At 30.2% G+C, this 17,242-nt stretch carries 16 protein-coding genes; 2 read left to right on the top strand and 14 right to left on the bottom strand.

Annotated elements, in window-relative coordinates; translation table 11 throughout:
• Positions 1-419: 419 nt before the first annotated feature.
• From ACREWB_RS02970 to ACREWB_RS02935, 8 genes are all read right to left on the bottom strand, one after another.
• Positions 420-1,082 (bottom strand): Type 1 glutamine amidotransferase-like domain-containing protein, encoded by a 663-nt coding sequence (locus ACREWB_RS02970; RefSeq protein ID WP_431546002.1) that lies wholly within the window; start codon positions 1,080-1,082, stop codon positions 420-422.
• 363 nt (positions 1,083-1,445) lie between these two features.
• Entirely contained in the window at positions 1,446-2,153 is a 708-nt protein-coding gene (locus tag ACREWB_RS02965) for a DUF5131 family protein (protein ID WP_431546001.1), read from the bottom strand.
• A gap of 11 nt (positions 2,154-2,164) precedes the next feature.
• Complete coding sequence (locus ACREWB_RS02960) at positions 2,165-2,617, bottom strand: hypothetical protein (protein ID WP_431546000.1); 453 nt, start codon at positions 2,615-2,617, stop codon at positions 2,165-2,167.
• Positions 2,618-3,184: 567 nt separating this feature from the next.
• On the bottom strand, positions 3,185-3,355 hold the full coding sequence (locus tag ACREWB_RS02955) for a hypothetical protein (RefSeq protein WP_431545999.1): 171 nt from the start codon (positions 3,353-3,355) through the stop codon (positions 3,185-3,187).
• A gap of 31 nt (positions 3,356-3,386) precedes the next feature.
• On the bottom strand, positions 3,387-3,797 hold the full coding sequence (locus tag ACREWB_RS02950) for a hypothetical protein (protein ID WP_431545998.1): 411 nt from the start codon (positions 3,795-3,797) through the stop codon (positions 3,387-3,389).
• 399 nt (positions 3,798-4,196) lie between these two features.
• Entirely contained in the window at positions 4,197-5,252 is a 1,056-nt protein-coding gene (locus ACREWB_RS02945; RefSeq protein ID WP_431545997.1) for a tyrosine-type recombinase/integrase, read from the bottom strand.
• Between the two features lie 500 nt (positions 5,253-5,752).
• Positions 5,753-6,640: a hypothetical protein gene (locus ACREWB_RS02940; protein WP_431545996.1), complete on the bottom strand. Its 888-nt coding sequence runs from the start codon at positions 6,638-6,640 to the stop codon at positions 5,753-5,755.
• Between the two features lie 762 nt (positions 6,641-7,402).
• The gene (locus tag ACREWB_RS02935; RefSeq protein ID WP_431545995.1) at positions 7,403-7,873 is read right to left on the bottom strand and encodes a hypothetical protein; all 471 of its coding nucleotides are present in this window, start codon (positions 7,871-7,873) and stop codon (positions 7,403-7,405) included.
• 389 nt (positions 7,874-8,262) lie between these two features.
• Here ACREWB_RS02935 and ACREWB_RS02930 point away from each other — a divergent pair, with 389 nt between their 5' ends.
• Complete coding sequence (locus ACREWB_RS02930) at positions 8,263-9,693, top strand: TldD/PmbA family protein (RefSeq protein WP_431545994.1); 1,431 nt, start codon at positions 8,263-8,265, stop codon at positions 9,691-9,693.
• A complete protein-coding gene (locus ACREWB_RS02925; RefSeq protein ID WP_431545993.1) occupies positions 9,693-10,997 on the top strand; it encodes a metallopeptidase TldD-related protein in 1,305 nt (434 codons plus the stop codon). Before ACREWB_RS02930 ends, ACREWB_RS02925 begins: the two co-directional genes overlap by 1 nt.
• Before the next feature lie 76 nt (positions 10,998-11,073).
• On the opposite strand, the gene ACREWB_RS02920 is transcribed toward ACREWB_RS02925, so the two are convergent.
• The 6 genes from ACREWB_RS02920 to ACREWB_RS02895 all read right to left on the bottom strand — a co-directional run bounded on the left by ACREWB_RS02920 (position 11,074) and on the right by ACREWB_RS02895 (position 17,228).
• A complete protein-coding gene (locus tag ACREWB_RS02920; RefSeq protein ID WP_431545992.1) occupies positions 11,074-12,564 on the bottom strand; it encodes a sensor histidine kinase in 1,491 nt (496 codons plus the stop codon).
• Complete coding sequence (locus ACREWB_RS02915) at positions 12,554-13,240, bottom strand: response regulator transcription factor (protein ID WP_431545991.1); 687 nt, start codon at positions 13,238-13,240, stop codon at positions 12,554-12,556. The genes ACREWB_RS02920 and ACREWB_RS02915 overlap by 11 nt, the downstream gene beginning before the upstream one ends.
• A 152-nt stretch (positions 13,241-13,392) precedes the next feature.
• Entirely contained in the window at positions 13,393-14,067 is a 675-nt protein-coding gene (locus ACREWB_RS02910; RefSeq protein WP_431545990.1) for a CPBP family intramembrane glutamic endopeptidase, read from the bottom strand.
• A 167-nt stretch (positions 14,068-14,234) separates the two neighbouring features.
• Positions 14,235-15,233, bottom strand: coding sequence for a LacI family DNA-binding transcriptional regulator (locus tag ACREWB_RS02905; protein ID WP_431545989.1), 999 nt, complete (start codon positions 15,231-15,233; stop codon positions 14,235-14,237).
• Between the two features lie 140 nt (positions 15,234-15,373).
• Positions 15,374-16,279, bottom strand: coding sequence for a ribose ABC transporter substrate-binding protein RbsB (gene rbsB, locus ACREWB_RS02900; protein ID WP_431545988.1), 906 nt, complete (start codon positions 16,277-16,279; stop codon positions 15,374-15,376).
• A 19-nt stretch (positions 16,280-16,298) separates the two neighbouring features.
• Entirely contained in the window at positions 16,299-17,228 is a 930-nt protein-coding gene (locus ACREWB_RS02895) for an ABC transporter permease subunit (protein ID WP_431545987.1), read from the bottom strand.
• Between the last annotated feature and the right edge of the window lie 14 nt (positions 17,229-17,242).

Raw genomic sequence — 17,242 nt, 5'->3', positions numbered from 1 at the left:
CTCCCTTCTAACTAATAAGAACAATCTTAACTATACCACTGTGCCTTAACCTATATATTGGAATAGAAGAAACAACTAACTACGTAAGAAAATTTCAGATAGAGTAGAAATTTCACATAACGTTTCTAACTCGCGACGTTCTTGAGCCTAGCGCGACCGCGCTTGGCGAAAGAATGTGTTTGGGCAGTCTTTTCATGCCAAAACGAACGGGAGTTTTTTGTTAGCAGATGGAATATTTCTGCGATTACTTTTTCGATAGTTTTAACTTCCTCACTAATCCTATTACATCACAATTTAGGAGTATTGTGCAAGAAACTTACTGTAGATTATGCTTATACTGTACGCGACTATGACCTTTCCTGTTGCAGAAGTTTTGCATAAAGAAATTAATTCAGTTAAGCCATAGCCACTCACCGCAACTAAAGCGTCTCATCCAACTTCTGAATCTTTGAGTGGGAAATCAAATATACATTGCCTAAAATATCGATTTTGTCTCCCTTTACACGTACAGCGCAATCCTTGTTCGACGCATAAACATTCATTTCTTCTGATAGGGGAAATAGTTCGCCTTGAATCTGTGCAATGTTATTTTCAAGATCAAAATGAGACAGGACAGAAAAATCGTCAAGGCCGATACCATCGTAAATAGAGCTTATTTCACCTTTATAGCCAGTGTATTTCGAGCATAACCATTTAGCGGACATGTTTATCGCACCAGCGCTTGTTCCCATCACAACTGCTCTGCTTTTTTTAATCAAATCCGATAATTCATATTCAATTAAAAGACCGTTCTGTTCAACGACATTTCCACCCAACAAGAAAATGACCGAGGCATTTTGAATTAATTTTTGCGCCTCTTCCTTCTGTACGCTATAATCAATTAAATCATATTCATCAAACATAATATTGGCCTTGTCAAGCCACGAGCGTTCAGTAGCACCAACTTCTTCATTTTCATGAAGAAATGGATTCGCGCTAATCATAACAAGCGATTTTCTATCAGTTATATCCTCATGCAACAACCTGACCAGCTTCTCAAGAAAAACATCGTTAAACCAACCGAAATAATAGTGAGTTTTCATAAGCACCTCCGTAGTAAATTTTATATAATATAAATAATCTGTAGTTCGCCTTAAAATATTATTATGAATTAAATATACAGTGAACTGAAACGGAACATAAACTTCCTATAAAATATTCTTTCTGCTAACGTTACTTACTCCCGACGTTTACCAGCCTTAGATAGCTCCTATCTTAGGCTGGTAAATGTGCGCAGCGAATGGGAGTATTTTGTTAGATGAAGTCCGTAGGCACTATCCTATAAATTCCCACTATCTAAAACCATTTTTAGTGAATAAGGCATTAAATTTAAGTTTTAGGAAGACTGCGAATTAAAATAACTTCACATTATGCTCATACCCTGTATTCTCTCGTTAAACGAGTAATTAGCAGTCAATATTTGCTTTTCTTGCTTGACTGCATAAATTTCTGACATTAAGTATGTATTCCTTATCATCTTTGATAAAGAGAGTTCCACATTGTCTAAACTCAAAACGGACTCCTTTAGTGATGCACTGATTTCGAATAGATAAAACCCAATTGTAATTCAACGGTCTAGCATTTTTATCAGATTCACCGCCAACTACAACCAATTCAACATTGCTTAGATATTTTTCAATATTTATCTCTTCAATAAGTGGCTGGCAAATTATATTCCTATGCTTTATTGGAAAAGCAGCAAACATTGAGAGCCTAAAATCTGCTCTATCTTGATTTTCAACAGTGCAGCCAACAATTACATTATCATATCCATTGTTCCAGTCATTTGGAATACATAGTAAAAACCTTTCGATTCTCTTTGTAAGAAAAATGAAATTAAGGTCTGAGCGTTCTCTTATCATTTTCCAACATTCATCTCTCCATTTGTCAGCTTCTTCAATAAGAAAGTCTGTAGAAAAGCATAGATACACAGTTTGACCTGATTTAATTTTATATTCACCCTTTTTATTCTTTGCGACAGGCGCATCAAAAGCATCTGTTTTTACAATAGTATTTGTATCTACTCCTCTTTTGACATCACCTTTATGAATATAACAGTAGTTACAGCCTTCGCTATATTTATGACAGCCACGCCATGGACTCCACATCGCCATAGGAACACCACCTAAAATTTCGATTTTTCATAATTATATGGAATGCTTGTGCCAACAACAACATCTTCGATTTTTTCAACAATAAGCCAATCATCCATATTGCTCTGATGATCAAAGTCAAGATGCTTTATTTCACCCACATTCTCAAACTCTACCAAGCACATACATTTTTTATGCCAACGGTCTTGTTGCTTTTTAGATAAATTTAATTTCCCTTGATTATCGGCAAGTGCCTTTACTATTTCTTCTTCAGACAATTTGACAAGATTTTGAACGTATTTCACAGTTGCAATTGCCGATATTTTTGCTGTACCTTTTTTCATAAAATAAAGCTTTTCGCCATCGAAAACTCTACTATGGGGAATCTTTCTTCCTGCTGCTGCTCTGATAATCATTGTTTTAGAACTATTCAATATTTTTTCTAATACCTTTTCTTTGTCATCACAATATACCAAATGTACCATATCTTCATCTCCTAACAATATAATACTCTATTTCAGATAATTCTACCTCTCTTTTTCTGTCCAATAAAGAGAGATTATATAAATAACCTTTAGTACACAATTAAATGCTAAAGTGAAATAGATTTCCTTAATAAATCACTTTAAATTAGCACTTACTTAGACAGGATTTCATCTAACGTTTCGTGTTGCCGACATTTCCCAACCCTAGTGCGACCGCACTTGGGCTGGGGAATGTGCCTTGGCGATGGACTGATACTAACCTATATATAGATTATAAGTCATAAATTTACACAATACTATATAAAAATATTTCACCAGCCAAGGCGAATGGCAACATTTTGTTAGGCGCCGTATTTCTTCTATCATGTTCTTAAATACATCACAAACTTTATTAGAAATCAATAACTAATATACTATTAGGTTACATTAAGAGCTACCAAAAGCTTAGCTTTACCTATGTTCTCTAGGCTCATCATTTAACGTGTTTATTGAATCAAATTCGCTTCCTTGTATAACATCAGTAAATGAAAAAGCATCAAATATCTTTTCATATGGTCTTTTTCCTACCTAACATTTTTTATTAACAGTAATTTCACAAGCACTAAGAAGTAGAATTACTTTAGCATTTTTTAGTATTTTATATCCTGCAGATAATCGTTGATGGTAAGAAGTCCTATTAATAAAGGCATATTTAAGAATTTCTCTTAAATATACCTTTGTATATAATTTATCTCGCATAGAGTTTAAAATGTTTTTATATATACTTAAGTTAATGTTTTACAATTTTTCCTTTATAAATAATAAATACGCATGTGATTATAGATAACAGTAAGCCTACACTCCTAGATATTCTGAGATTAGTTGGGAAACTGTATGAAAATGCAACTACAACTAAATATATTAAAGAAATAGTAGATATCAAAACCATTATTACTATTATTAATACTTTATTTTTGTCTATCAATTTATTTCTAAGATAAAAATATATTATTATAAAAATTAATAATGAAACTGCAGATGCACGTATACAATCAGAATTCGTTATGGATTCATTAAAACTAGGGTATCCAATTGCAATTCCACTGTAATATAAAAACTCCAGTAGTTTTAAAACAAAGAGAATAATATACGTAGTTAATACCACAAGAACTGGTCTATTTTCCCCTAATACCTTTTTCATAAAATCATCTCCCTATTAAAGTTTAATAATACTTATAGATACATAAACTATTCCATATTTCCACTTTTTTTACGTCTTTTATTGCTCAACAAGAGAATATATGTTAACTACAATTTTAGGTAATAAAAAAATATCAGCATCATTTTCTATGCTATTCTACCATATTTATTTCCTTTTATTAAATTATTTTTTTAATCAATATTTAGAATTAATTGTAATAGTGCAATTTTTAAAATACTATAAAACACACCTTCGGAATTAATTATATTAAACTATAAAGATGTCGCCTAACTAATGCAACCCCGACACAAATGTCTGGATATCCCTAAAATATAGACGGATTCCCGACGTTGGTGTCGGGTATTATACCTCTAGCTGAATTTATCAGCCACCCTTCTTTCAGCATTTCTTTGTTAGTTTATCAAGCGGACTTTGTATATTACTAATGCTTTTTTGTGTAACATGTGTATAAATTTCTGTAGTCTTAGAGCTTGAATGTCCTAGTAACTCTTGAATGTACCTTAAATCTATTCCACCTTCAAGTAAGTGAGTTGCAAAAGAATGGCGCAATGTGTGCAAAGTTGCTTTTTTAGTTATTTTCGCAGCAGTACATGCGTTTTCAAATATTCTCTGGACTGTTCTTTCAGTAATGTATTCCTTACTATTTTGCCCTGGAAACAGCCATATTTCAGGCTTATATAGTTTATAATATTTTCTAAGCTGTTCAAGTGCAATTTCCGATAAAACTGTGTAGCGGTCTTTTTTACCTTTTCCTTGTACTACATGAATAAGCATTCTTTGACTGTCTATATCTTGAGACTTAAGTTTTATAACTTCTCCCACTCTTAAACCTGCTGAATATGTTAAAAATAGAATTGTTTTATGCTTTTCATTTTTTAGTGCAACTAATATTTTTGATACATCTTGAAAACTTAAAACATTTGGTAATTTAAATTCTTTTTTGGGCCTAGGCATTGCTTCTATAATCTTGTTTTGTCTTAGTACTTCATTGCACAAAAATCTTATAGAACTTATAGCTTGATTGACATAAGAATGAGATACTTTTTTATCTTCAATAAGAAATAATGAATATTGCCTTACATCTTGATTAATAATTTCATCCAAATTCTTATTAATAAAACTTGAAAATCTCTTTATATGTGACAAATATGATAGTTTTGTTTTAAAACTATATCCTTTCAGTTTTATTTCTTCTTCCATATGTTTATATAGCTGCTTATTTCTCAAATTATTTTCCATATCAATACATTTTTGTTCATTCTTAAATAAATCTTTGAGCATATGCAGATTATCTTCAGTGAATGGTATAGTCCATAATTTATCATTTGCATTCCATTTATAACCTTTAATACTCTTTACCTTAGCTATTCTTTCTTGTGAATAATCGAACGATACAACTAATTCATTTTCACTTTTTGATATATTTATGCTCATGGTAATATCCTCTCCTCTTATTAAAAGAACGTTTGTTCTTGTGATATTTATTACCATAAACTAACCATATTATACCATGAATTTTATTCCATATGTATTAATTGTGTTATTTATTACAAATTTTGTGTGGAAAGCCTACTTCTTTAGATGTGGGACGGATAGCACTACCAAAATCAACCATTAGATATGAGTGTTTTGGTACGATATAATTAATTTAGGTTTTAAAATGAGCCTTATACTATCGTTAATCTGTCCATGTAGACAATTGGTAGTGACTTCCTTGGAGAAACTAATTAATTCCTTTATGTTGTACCTACTTACTTTGAGTAGGCGAGAGTTTAGGAGAAGTTAATGTATTTAAGAACACCATTCATTTTTGTGTGAGAGTTTCAGATTATTAATTTATTATGCGTATATATGAAAAGCAACCCAGCTTAACTTTCGTTAAATTAGAATGCTTTTGTTTTAAACTGTATACTCATTTAGAATATTACTGAATTCTATTTTTTATCAATCTCAATAGCCCCAGTATCTTTTTTATCCATTTCCAGAATCATATTTTTAAATTTCTCCGTTGAGTCCTCTTTTTCTTTCAATAAGTCAGTAATTCTTTCATTAAATCTTTCCTGTAACCCCTGTATCTTAATTTGTTGTTCCTCTTTAAATTTTAAAAGTTCTTTGCCCATTTCAAAATGCATTCTCTCCTTTTGCATTTCAATATCTTGTTTAGCTTTAATTTGTAATTCCTCCATTTTGTTTTTATCTATTTCTCTTAATTCATCAATTTGAGTTGCTAATCTATCTACTTCATTATCCTTACTTACAAAATCATTCCTAAGCTGCATATTTTCATTTGCCGATTTATCCAGATCTATTTTAATCTTTATAATTTCATCACTGAATTTAATGTATTTATCATTAGTCTCTGTTAGTTTTAATATTTTTTCTTCCTGCATACTATTAAGGGTTTTTAAGCTCTTAATATTCTCTTGTAGTTCCTTACTTATCTGCTTTGAATCCTGGAGGTCTTTTCCCAGTAAGTTTATTTTTTTATTTTCTTCCTTTAATAAAGTGATTTCATTTTCCAGCTTTTGCACATCCTTACTATTGTCCATTAGTTCATCTCTATGGGTATTTTTTATCTCTAAGGCTTTAATATTATTCCTTTCTACTACGTTTATGTATATATCCGCCATTCTACTGGTTAGTGTTTGTAATTCTTTAATATCTTCTGACATATTGCTGTCTTCTTCCCTAGCTCTATTTAATTCATAGTATTTAACTACTTGCTCCATGAGCTCCTTATTATTTATTCCTTCATTCTGAGCTAATTCATTGAATTTTTGTTTTAATTCATCACTTATTCTAACGCTTAATATTGCATCCATTAATTAATCCCTCTCTCAGTCATATATTTTTTTTACAATTAATAGCATTTATACTGAATCCTATCTAACACCAAACAATTTCTTTGTGTAAACACTATATTGCCTATGAAATATTAGTTTAATAATTTCTTAATGATTAATTTCTATAAGAAATCTAAAAATTTAACCTGCATTATGATGAATTTAATATTGTTTACATTTGTATACCACCGTATACGTAGATATTAATTGTGTATACAAAATGTTTACATAGCAAGTATACCACATAAATTTTTAAAAAGACATAAAAAAGCATGATTTATAGTAAAAACAAAACCATTCAATATAACTTTTATTATATTGAATGGTTTTTATAGATATTATAATTGGAATTTTAACGAATAAATAAAACTAAAGTTTAATGGAATAAATATGGTGTCATAAAATTTTCAAGTCAAAAAGAGGTAGGAAGCTAGTACAGGTTTAATTAAGTCAAATATCTAGTAATAATTTATTTTGAGAGATATTTATTGTTTTTATAAAAATTCACTTTCAAAAAGAGCAAGTGAATTTCGGTATGACAAATATTGGTACAAAGAAAACAGCCGTAAGATAGTATCTCCCATTTAAATCACTAACGGGACTAATGACTTACGACTGTTGCAATATATAATATGAAAGTTACTACTAATCGATTTTTAGCACAGTGTTGAAATCACTCTCTAAATTGTACTTTATTAACATTGTTCATTAGAATTAATTTCTTTATAAGAGTATCCCAAACTAATTTGACAATTCGTATATATTAATAATAATTTCTGAACCATTTGCTGGATTATCTTGATACGAAGCAATCCACACGCAATCTGATGAAATATACAATCGCCAATAGGTCTTGCTTCCATCATTATTGTATATAGTATATTGATACTCAACCTCATCATTGCCAATAAAAGAACGTACATTGGATAGTTCATTAACATCATCAGGTATTTCTTCCTTAGCATACTTAGGCGACTTAATTTCAAAAGTAGAATCCGGAGTCTCTATTTTGAATAAACCTGTTTCAATGGTATATTTAGAACCTTTAAAATATTCGTTAATAAAACCAATTGTGGAAGATGAAAATGATGGTAAATAACTTACTTTATCAAAAGTATATACACCATAAAAGTCTTGTTTGTCTTTATTACTGCAACCAGATAAACAAAGCAGTAATATTAAAATTGTCATTAGTAAAAATATTCTTTTCAAAATTCAAACACCTCCGACAAATTAATGATTTAATTCCTTATATCTAAGAATACGTAAGATTTTACAGGTATATCCTTATTTAATTATATAGAATATTAATATAAATTTCAAATAATTAACATTAATACTCGCTTAACTATACTACAACCTCATTTGATGTAAATTAGTGATATATTAAGTTTTCATCTTTTCATCATTTTAATTGTTACAGTATATAAGGGTATTATTAGCTTATGGATTTATTTATATATTTAGTATATAATTGTTATTGAATGTCTTTTGGAATAAAATTAACTTCAGTACTATTTATTCAAAAATATATTCGAGAAAATTAATAGTGCATTTAACAATTAATTAGTACAATAAATGGAATATAGGGGGATAATTTAATGAAAGTTTCAATGTCAAATTTTTTAATAAATCAAAAACCTACTTTGAAAAAATTAGTGTGTATTCTTTCTGAAAAATATAAATATGTATCAATTTTAGGTACCGACACCAAAGGGAAAATATACAGAGTACAAAAAAACAGTATAGATTTAAGTGATTCAATGTGGTGCGAACGTGGTTTTGTAATAAGAGTTCATAATGGTGTGAACTATTCTGAGTTTTCCTTTAATGAAATAAGTGAAAGCAATTTAAATTCTTTAGTAGATAAAATACAATTTAATATTTCAGATACACTAAAAAATTTAAAAAATGCTTCAATAAAGGTAAATTCATATAGTGTAATCGAAGAACCGATAATGAATGAACAATTTTTAGCTGAAGTCAACACCCTTCCAACATATTTAACATCAGAAGAAAAAATAAAGAAACTATGTTTTATTAAAGATTCCGCACTAAATTCTTCAGATTTATTAGTAGATTTTAGAGTAGCCTATCATGAAGTTCATGTGTCAAAAATATTTATTTCTAATAACAAAGAACTAGAGCAATCTTATATATGGAGTGAAGGATACTTAGTAAGTATAGTGCGTAGAGATGATAATACTAAATATGCCCATGAAGCATTTTCTGGTTTAAAGGCAGTGGAACTTCTAGATGAAATGGAAAATGGTATAGAAAAAGTAATAGAGACCAGTATAAAACTCTTAGATGCTAAGATCGTGATTCCTGGTGAGTATGAAGTAATTTGTTCACCAGAAATCTCAGGACTAATCGCTCATGAAGCATTTGGTCACGGAGTAGAAATGGATATGTTTGTTAAGGAAAGAGCAAAAGCTATAGAATATATAGGAAAAAACGTAGCTTCAGAGCTCGTTACAATGCATGATGGGGCTGCAGCTGCTAATAATATTTCTTCTTATTTGTTTGATGATGAGGGTGTCCTCGGAACAGATACTATTATAATAGAAAAAGGGCAACTTAAAACAGGGCTTTCTGATATGTTATCAGCTCTTGTTATTGGTACGAAACCTACTGGAAATGGGAAAAGAGAATCTTTTGAAAGAAAAGCATATGCAAGAATGACTAATACATTCTTTGCTGCCGGACATGATAATTTAGAAAATATGATAGCCTCTGTCAAACATGGGTATATTTTAGAAGGCTGCATGAGTGGTATGGAAGACCCTAAAAATTGGGGAATACAATGTATGATTCTTCAAGGTAAAGAAATTAGAAACGGTAAATTAACAGGTGAGATTATATCCCCTGTTATTATGACAGGATATGTTCCCGATGTTTTAAAATCCATATCTATGGTATCAGAGTCAGTTGAGCTATTTGGTTCAGGAGCTTGTGGTAAAGGATATAAAGAATATGTTAAAGTTTCAGATGGTGGTCCATATATTAAAGCAAAAGTGAGGTTAGGATAATGATGGAAAGAATAAGAAAGTTGATTTCAGAGTGTACAAAAATAGATGGTTTTAAAATAGTAGAAAATAAAATAACATCTAGTGAACTTTTCTTTATAAAAAAAAGAATGGATATGGACAGATCTAAAAATGTTCATAACTTTAATGTAACAATCTATAAAAACTTTGAAGAAGAAAATATAAGTTACACAGGATCATCTTCTGCTATTATTCACCCTACTATGACTGATGAAGAAGTTTTGGATCTTATTCACGAAACTGCATTTGCTGCAGGTTTTATAAAAAACAACTCTTATCCTATGGTAGAGAAGTCTTACAGCATTCAACCAGAAATAAAAAGTAACTTTTCTGAAAAAGAACTTAATGAATGGATGCCAATAATAACAGAAGCATTATACAAATCAGATATTTATGATAAAGGCGGTATAAACTCCTCCGAAATATTCCTTAATAAAATTCATACTCATATTGTAAGTTCTAGTGGAATAGATGTTTCTTTTACTACTTATAAGGGAGAACTTGAGTTTATAACTAACTTTAAAGCTGATACTGAAGAAATTGAACTTTATAAACACATGGACTTTTCAGAGATGGTTTCTAACTTAATAGAAGAAAAAGTAAAAGAGATGATGATTTTCAGTAAAGAGAAAGCTATTGCATCCCCTACCCCAGCACTACTAAAACACGATGTATTACTAACTGGATCACCAGTAATTGAACTATTAAACTATTACTTGGATGAGGCTTCTGCTAAGAGTGTTTATAATGGTATATCTATAGCAAAACTTGGTGAGAATATTCAAGGTAATGACCCTATAGGTGATTTAATAACTCTTACATTAGATCCTTTTATGAAAAACTCAACAAACTCTTCTCCCTACGACGTAGATGGCTTTCCATTACATTCTGTTGAGATATTTAAAAAAGGTATTTTGCATAGCTATCATGGCGACATGCGACATTGCCATTATCTAAATATAGCTCCAACAGGTACTATTTCAAACTTTATTATTGACGGTGGTTCCTATTCGATAACCGAATTTAAAAAGAAACCCTATCTAGAAATAGTGGCCTTTTCCGACTTCCAAATGGATGATTTAACAGGAGATTTTGGTGGAGAAATTAGGCTAGGTTGGATTTTTGATGGTAAAAATACTACTCCAGTTACTGGCGGCTCTATCTCAGGGAATATTAAAGTTCTACAAAAGGAAATGTATTTATCAAAAGAATTACAAAGCGATAATAGCTTTGTAGGCCCTAAAACTGTTAAACTATTAAATGTCAGCGTAGCTGGAATAGAATAAATTTCAGTTTTAAAAACTCTATATAAAAATGGTATGTAAAATGCTTTCATAAATCATTCTACATACCACTTTTATTTTATTGTTGTTTTGTTAAAACGAAATAAAATTCAACTCCCATTTCTGTGTTTTCTACTCCACAACTACCACCATGAAGTAACATTATATTTTTAACTATGGAAAGACCTAAACCAGTGCCCCCAAGTTTTCTAGTTCTTGATTTATCGACTTTATAGAAGTTATCCCATATCTTCACAATTTCAGTAACCTCAATTTCACTTCCGGTATTTTCCACAGAAACAGTAATGGTATCTTCTTTTTCTATCATTCTTACTGTTATAACTCCACCATTATTAATATGTCTAATAGCATTTGTCATATAGTTTGTTAGTACCTGTTCTATCCTGTTCCAATCTGCATTAACTTTCATGTTTTGGATTAAATTTAATTTAAGTGTTATATTCTTTTCATTTAGTAGAGATGAAAATTTCTTAGTAAATGGTTGTATTAGTTCATGAAGAAAAAACTCTTCTTTAACCAATTTAAAATTTCCTGATTCTAGTTGAGATAAATTCAACATATCTGATACTAAATTATTCATTTTTTTAGATTCATCCATTATGACATCAATAAAATACTGTTTTTCTTCTCCTTCTAAGATATCATCATTTAACGCCTGTGTGTAACCTTCTATAAGTGTAATAGGTGTTTTAAGTTCATGAGAAACTGCTGCCACAAAGTCTTTTCTCATCTCTGTTAACTTCTTTTCTTTCTCAATATCTTTTTCTAATTTTGTATTAGCATCTTTAAGTGACGTTAATGCTCCATCTAAATTTTCTGATAGAAGATTAAGTGAAGTAGCGAGGGCTCCTATTTCATCTTCACTTTTAACTTGGCACTTTTCTGTGAAGTCAAGATTAGCCATTTTAGATGCTGTTTTAGTTATTTTTATAAGAGGCTTTGCAATCATATTTGAGTAAATGAATGAAAGTAATAAAATAGTAACTATAGCTCCTATATAGAAATACAAGTAAAATTCCTTTATAACTTGTGCTGCTTCATTTACTGGCTGCAGTGATGAAAAAACGTAGATAGTCTCATCTTTATTTTTATCATATAACATACCTGCCACACTAACTACCATTTCGCGGTTTCCTCCAGTAACAAAGACAAAGGGCTTTCCTTGTTTTATTAATTTAGTAGCTCCACCTGTATTTTTTATTTTATCAGACATTATTTGAATCATAAGTCTTATTTTCAAAAGGTCATTTCTTGCATCAACAACTGTTGTAAGCTGCTTCAAATTTCCTGAACTATCGCTTATAATTATTTTATAACTGTTTTCTTCTTCAAATGAATTGATTAAGTTAACCTCATCCACATCGTTTTTCAGTAAAATATATTGACTTTTGAATTTCACAAGGTTGTCTTTAACATTGTCTTTTTTCCACTTTATATAAAACTGCTCGAAAAATTGTGATTGTACTACTAAATTAGTAGTGATAAAAATTGTAAAAACTATAGAAGTTATAGTGAAAAGCTTTCTTGTAATACTCTTTTTACTTTTCATTTTTCACCTCGAATTTATAACCAGCCCCTCTTATTGTTGCTATAAGATAAGATTTTTCACCTAATTTTTCTCTTAATCGTTTTATAACAGTATCAACTGTTCTTAAATCCCCAAAATAGTCAATTCCCCATACAGCATCTAATATCTTCTCTCGACTTAACACGATTCTCTTATTAAGTATAAAATAATTTAGTAGTTCAAATTCCTTTGGTGATAGACTAATTTCATTATTATCTACAGTGACCTCATGGCTTAAATTATCAACTATTAAACCATCAAAATTATTTTCATCATTTACATAGGCTTCACTTATGTAAGTTCTTCGTATAATTGCTTTCACTTTAGCAACTAATAGTTTCGGAACAAATGGCTTAGTAATATAATGATCTGTACCTAATTCAAAACCTAATAATTCGTCATCTTCCTCAGATTTAGCTGTTAGCATTATAATCGGGATATCAGAGGTCTTTCTTATTTCCTTACATACATCCCAGCCATCCATAACAGGCATCATAACGTCTAGTATTATTAAATCCACTTTATTTTTGTTAAATATGTTTATGGCTTCACTGCCATTTTCAGCTTGCAAGATGTTATATTGCTCTTTTCGTAAATATATAGACACAAGATTTCTAATTCTTTCCTCATCGTCGACTATTAAAATGGTTTCTCTCATAAAATTTTCTCCTATATTAATTAAAATTATTATCAAATTAAATGTATTTATCTTTTATATATATAATATAATTAAACCATGGCACTCAAATGGCAATTTTGTTAACAAATTATGAACGAAAATTATTTTTAGCTAAGAATACAAAATCCCCATTAAATTATTCTAAACATCCTGAGTCCTATTATGATTATTGCACTATCTGCAAGCATGTGAACTAACCACGAGTTAATAAAATTTTTAGATTTTGTATCCAGCCAATTAAATATAAAACCTATAGTAATTAATCCTATTAGAGCAAGCCCTACTAATCCAATATCAAACCATGCTTTAAAAATTCCAATATGATATAATCCAAATAAAAATGAAGAATATATATATGCAAACTTTTTAGTTTTGTGTTCATAAAGGTTTAGAAAGATAAAGCCCCTAAAAAAATATTCTTCTAAAAAAGAATTTCCGAGAGTTATATAGAGTCCAACAAAAATAAAACTTGAAGCAGTAATCTTAGATTTTGTTTTTAGATCATTTGATATACTCTGTAGATCTATAACATTTCTAAGTATATAATAAGCAATTAGTACTATAAAAAAAGACAAGATTCCAAATAAAAATCCCATTTTTAAATGGTGTTTATCAATTCTCTTATAATTTACAGCTTTTGATGAATTTTCTTTTTTAATGAACTTCATGTAAATGTAAGGAATAAGAATAAAAAACACTATTTTTATAACTGTTTTCACTACGTAATTAACTACTAACACTTGTTCTACAAAGTACAGTAGAATGCAAGCAATTAATGAACACACTATTATATATCTTTTTTCCATAGCTCCCCCTTTGTTAATATCATCCTAGAATGATAGAATTCTATGTTAATCTTTAAAATAAATTATAATAAAACAATAAAAAAGAAGAAAATATTAACTTATATTTCCAAGGAAATAATTTCAATTATATTTCCTAGATATCTAGGAAATATTATGAAAAATAAGATTTACGTAGTTCCTCTTATAATAAGCTTTGGCTTAAAAAAAACCTGTTTTTCATCAGGGATATCCCCCTTTATTACATCTATTAAAATACTACAAGCTTTTTTGCCCATATTGTAAATAGGCTGAGATATGGTTGTAAGTTCAGGCTCTATAACCTCTGATATTTGAATGTTATCAAAGCCCATAACTGAAATATCTCTTGGGATTTTATACCCATTTCTAAGTAGAATTTTTATGCCTCCTAGAGCCATCATATCATTACTATAGAAAATAGCATCCAAATCGTTAAAACAACTTATTATTTTTTCAGTAGCTATTTTACCACCAGAAACATTAAAGTCCCCTTCAAATATATATTTTTCATCATATATTCCATATACCTTCATAGCATCCATATATCCTTCTAATCTTTGTTTTGATATTTCTAAATTTTCTCTTCCTTTAACAAAGACTATTTTACGGTTTCCCTTTTCATATAAGTATTTAATTCCATCTTTTACACCTTGTTTGTTTAAGCAAAACACTCCATAATAATCATTATAGTCTTCTATATATCTATCAACTAGTACAAAAGGAATATTATTGTTTTTTAAAATGGATATACTTTCATTACTTTTACCGCCAGACATAAAAATAATTCCATCTATAAGTTTACTTATAAGAAGTTCTATGTATTTTTGTTCTTTATTAATGTCATTATCAGTATTGCATATTATTAAATTATATTCTAATCTTTCGGCCTCGTCCTCAATTGCTCTTGCCATTTCTGAGAAAAAAGGATTTGTGATATCTGGAAGTATAATTCCTATAGTACCGGATTTCTTAGTGCTAAGGCTTCTTGCTATAGAATTTGGAATATATCTCATTTCCTTAGCGATATCTAATACTCTTTTTTGAGTTTCTTTACTTATGCTAGCATCTTTTTTATTCATAACCATTGAAACTGTAGCCTTTGAAACTCCAGCCATTTGTGCTATATCCTTCATTGTCACATTATTCATAATTATCCTCCCGTGGCTCGTAATAATTATACCAAAAGTTAGGTTATATTGAAATACTTTATACAATTATAACCCAGAGGATTTCTTCTGGGTTATAGACTTTTTTATTCTATTATAATAGGGAAATAATACTTAGCATATTATTTTTTTATAAGCATAAGTTCTACTGGAACTTCTTTTTCTACTGTTTCACCTTTGGCGACTTTTACAGCATTTTCTACTGCAACTGCTCCCATTAAATCAGGTTTTTGTGCTATTGTAGCTGCTAGGGCTCCACTTTCCACTGCTGATTTTGCTTCATCATTACCATCAAAACCTACAATAATAACATCTTTATTTGCTGTTTTAATTGCTTTAACCGCTCCTAATGCCATTTCATCGTTATGTGCAAATATTGCATCAAAGGCAGGTGTAGCTTGAATAATATTTTCAGTAACGGTTAATCCCTTCTGCCTATCGAAATCTGCTGCTTGGCTTGCAACAACTTTAACACCATCTTTTTTATCTACTATATTGTGAAAACCTTGACCTCTTTCTCTTGTAGCAGAAGCTCCTGGAATACCTTGTAATTCCACTATATTTCCCTTTCCACTTAATTTTTCCAGTATAAATTCCGCTGCCATCTCTCCACCCTTTATGTTATCAGAAGCAATGTGGCAAACAACTTCTCCACCATTTGCTTTTCTATCTACAGTTATAACTTTTATTTTGTTATCATTTGCAACTGTTATTGAGTTTACAACAGCATCGCTGTCCGTTGGATTTATAATTAAAGCCACTATTCCTTGTTGAATCAAATCTTCTACATTGGATCGTTCCTTTGTAGCATCATTTTGTGAGTCAAGAACTACAACCTCATATCCCAGTTCCTTAGCCTTCTTCTCTGCGCCTTCCTTCATGGATACAAAGAACGGGTTATTAAGAGTTGACATAACTATTCCAATTTTCTTTCCACCTTCAGTAGCCTTTTGTGTACAGCCAACTAAACTCCCTATAATTAGTACTGTTGATAATGCCATTGATAGTAATTTTGTTCTTTTTTTCATTTAAATCATCCTCCATTTTTTATTTTTCTTTTCTTTTAATCATTACGGCAAGTAATATAACTAACCCCTTTACTATTGCTTGATAAAAAGGTGATACATTTACAAGATTTAGCCCATTACTTAGTACTCCTATTATTAGTGCACCTATTATTGTACCTCCTACACTTCCTTCCCCTCCGGATAGTGAAGTGCCACCCACTACAACAGCTGCAATAGCATCTAATTCAAAACCTACTCCAGCATTTGGAGAAGCTGATCCTATTCTGCTTGTGACAATTATTCCACTTAATGCTGCAGTTGCACCACAGATAACATATACAAGAGTTTTAACCTTATCTGTATTAATACCAGATAATCTTGCTGAATCTTCATTTCCACCAAGTGCATAGAGATATCTACCATATCTAGTTTGACTTAAAACATAAAACGCTATTCCAAAAACTATAACCATAATTACAACTGGAATTGGTAATCCTAAGATCGCTTTATTACCTATGCCAGAAAATTTTTGTCCAAGGCCTGAGATAGGAGTACCATTTGTAAATACATAAGTTACACCTCTAAAGATAGTCATAGTAGCTAATGTAACTATGAAAGCTTGTATTTTACCTTTTGAAACAAGAACACCATTTATAAGACCTATTACGCAGCCAATAGCTAAAGCTACAAATATTGCTAAATATACATTGCCTGTAGACTTCATTATACTTGCGGCGGCAGCAGCGCTGACTGCGAGTATAGATCCTACCGATAAATCAATACCTCCTGTAAGGATAACAAAAGACATTCCTACCGCTATAACTGCATTTACTGAAACTTGTGTAAGTACATTTTTAATATTTCCGTAGCTTAAAAATCTAGGCGTAATAATTGATATAACTATACATAATATCAAAAGACCTATTAGTGATTTATACTTTAAAACTAAACTTTTCAAATTGATTTTCACAATAACCGCTCCTT

This window comes from Clostridium sp., assembly GCF_050717635.1.
Lineage (GTDB): Bacteria > Bacillota > Clostridia > Clostridiales > Clostridiaceae > Clostridium_AD.
This window is presented reverse-complemented; position numbering and strand designations above follow the sequence as displayed.

Bases quoted from the DNA above. Each gene is read 5' to 3' on its own strand.
- ACREWB_RS02930 (WP_431545994.1), top strand. From the start codon at position 8,263: ATGAAAGTTTCAATGTCAAATTTTTTAATAAATCAAAAACCTACTTTG.
- rbsB (WP_431545988.1), bottom strand. From the start codon at position 16,279: ATGAAAAAAAGAACAAAATTACTATCAATGGCATTATCAACAGTACTA.
- ACREWB_RS02940 (WP_431545996.1), bottom strand. From the start codon at position 6,640: ATGGATGCAATATTAAGCGTTAGAATAAGTGATGAATTAAAACAAAAA.
- ACREWB_RS02920 (WP_431545992.1), bottom strand. From the start codon at position 12,564: ATGAAAAGTAAAAAGAGTATTACAAGAAAGCTTTTCACTATAACTTCT.
- ACREWB_RS02915 (WP_431545991.1), bottom strand. From the start codon at position 13,240: ATGAGAGAAACCATTTTAATAGTCGACGATGAGGAAAGAATTAGAAAT.
- ACREWB_RS02910 (WP_431545990.1), bottom strand. From the start codon at position 14,067: ATGGAAAAAAGATATATAATAGTGTGTTCATTAATTGCTTGCATTCTA.
- ACREWB_RS02905 (WP_431545989.1), bottom strand. From the start codon at position 15,233: ATGAATAATGTGACAATGAAGGATATAGCACAAATGGCTGGAGTTTCA.
- ACREWB_RS02960 (WP_431546000.1), bottom strand. From the start codon at position 2,617: ATGGTACATTTGGTATATTGTGATGACAAAGAAAAGGTATTAGAAAAA.
- ACREWB_RS02945 (WP_431545997.1), bottom strand. From the start codon at position 5,252: ATGAGCATAAATATATCAAAAAGTGAAAATGAATTAGTTGTATCGTTC.
- ACREWB_RS02955 (WP_431545999.1), bottom strand. From the start codon at position 3,355: ATGCGAGATAAATTATATACAAAGGTATATTTAAGAGAAATTCTTAAA.
- ACREWB_RS02950 (WP_431545998.1), bottom strand. From the start codon at position 3,797: ATGAAAAAGGTATTAGGGGAAAATAGACCAGTTCTTGTGGTATTAACT.
- ACREWB_RS02970 (WP_431546002.1), bottom strand. From the start codon at position 1,082: ATGAAAACTCACTATTATTTCGGTTGGTTTAACGATGTTTTTCTTGAG.
- ACREWB_RS02925 (WP_431545993.1), top strand. From the start codon at position 9,693: ATGATGGAAAGAATAAGAAAGTTGATTTCAGAGTGTACAAAAATAGAT.
- ACREWB_RS02965 (WP_431546001.1), bottom strand. From the start codon at position 2,153: ATGGCGATGTGGAGTCCATGGCGTGGCTGTCATAAATATAGCGAAGGC.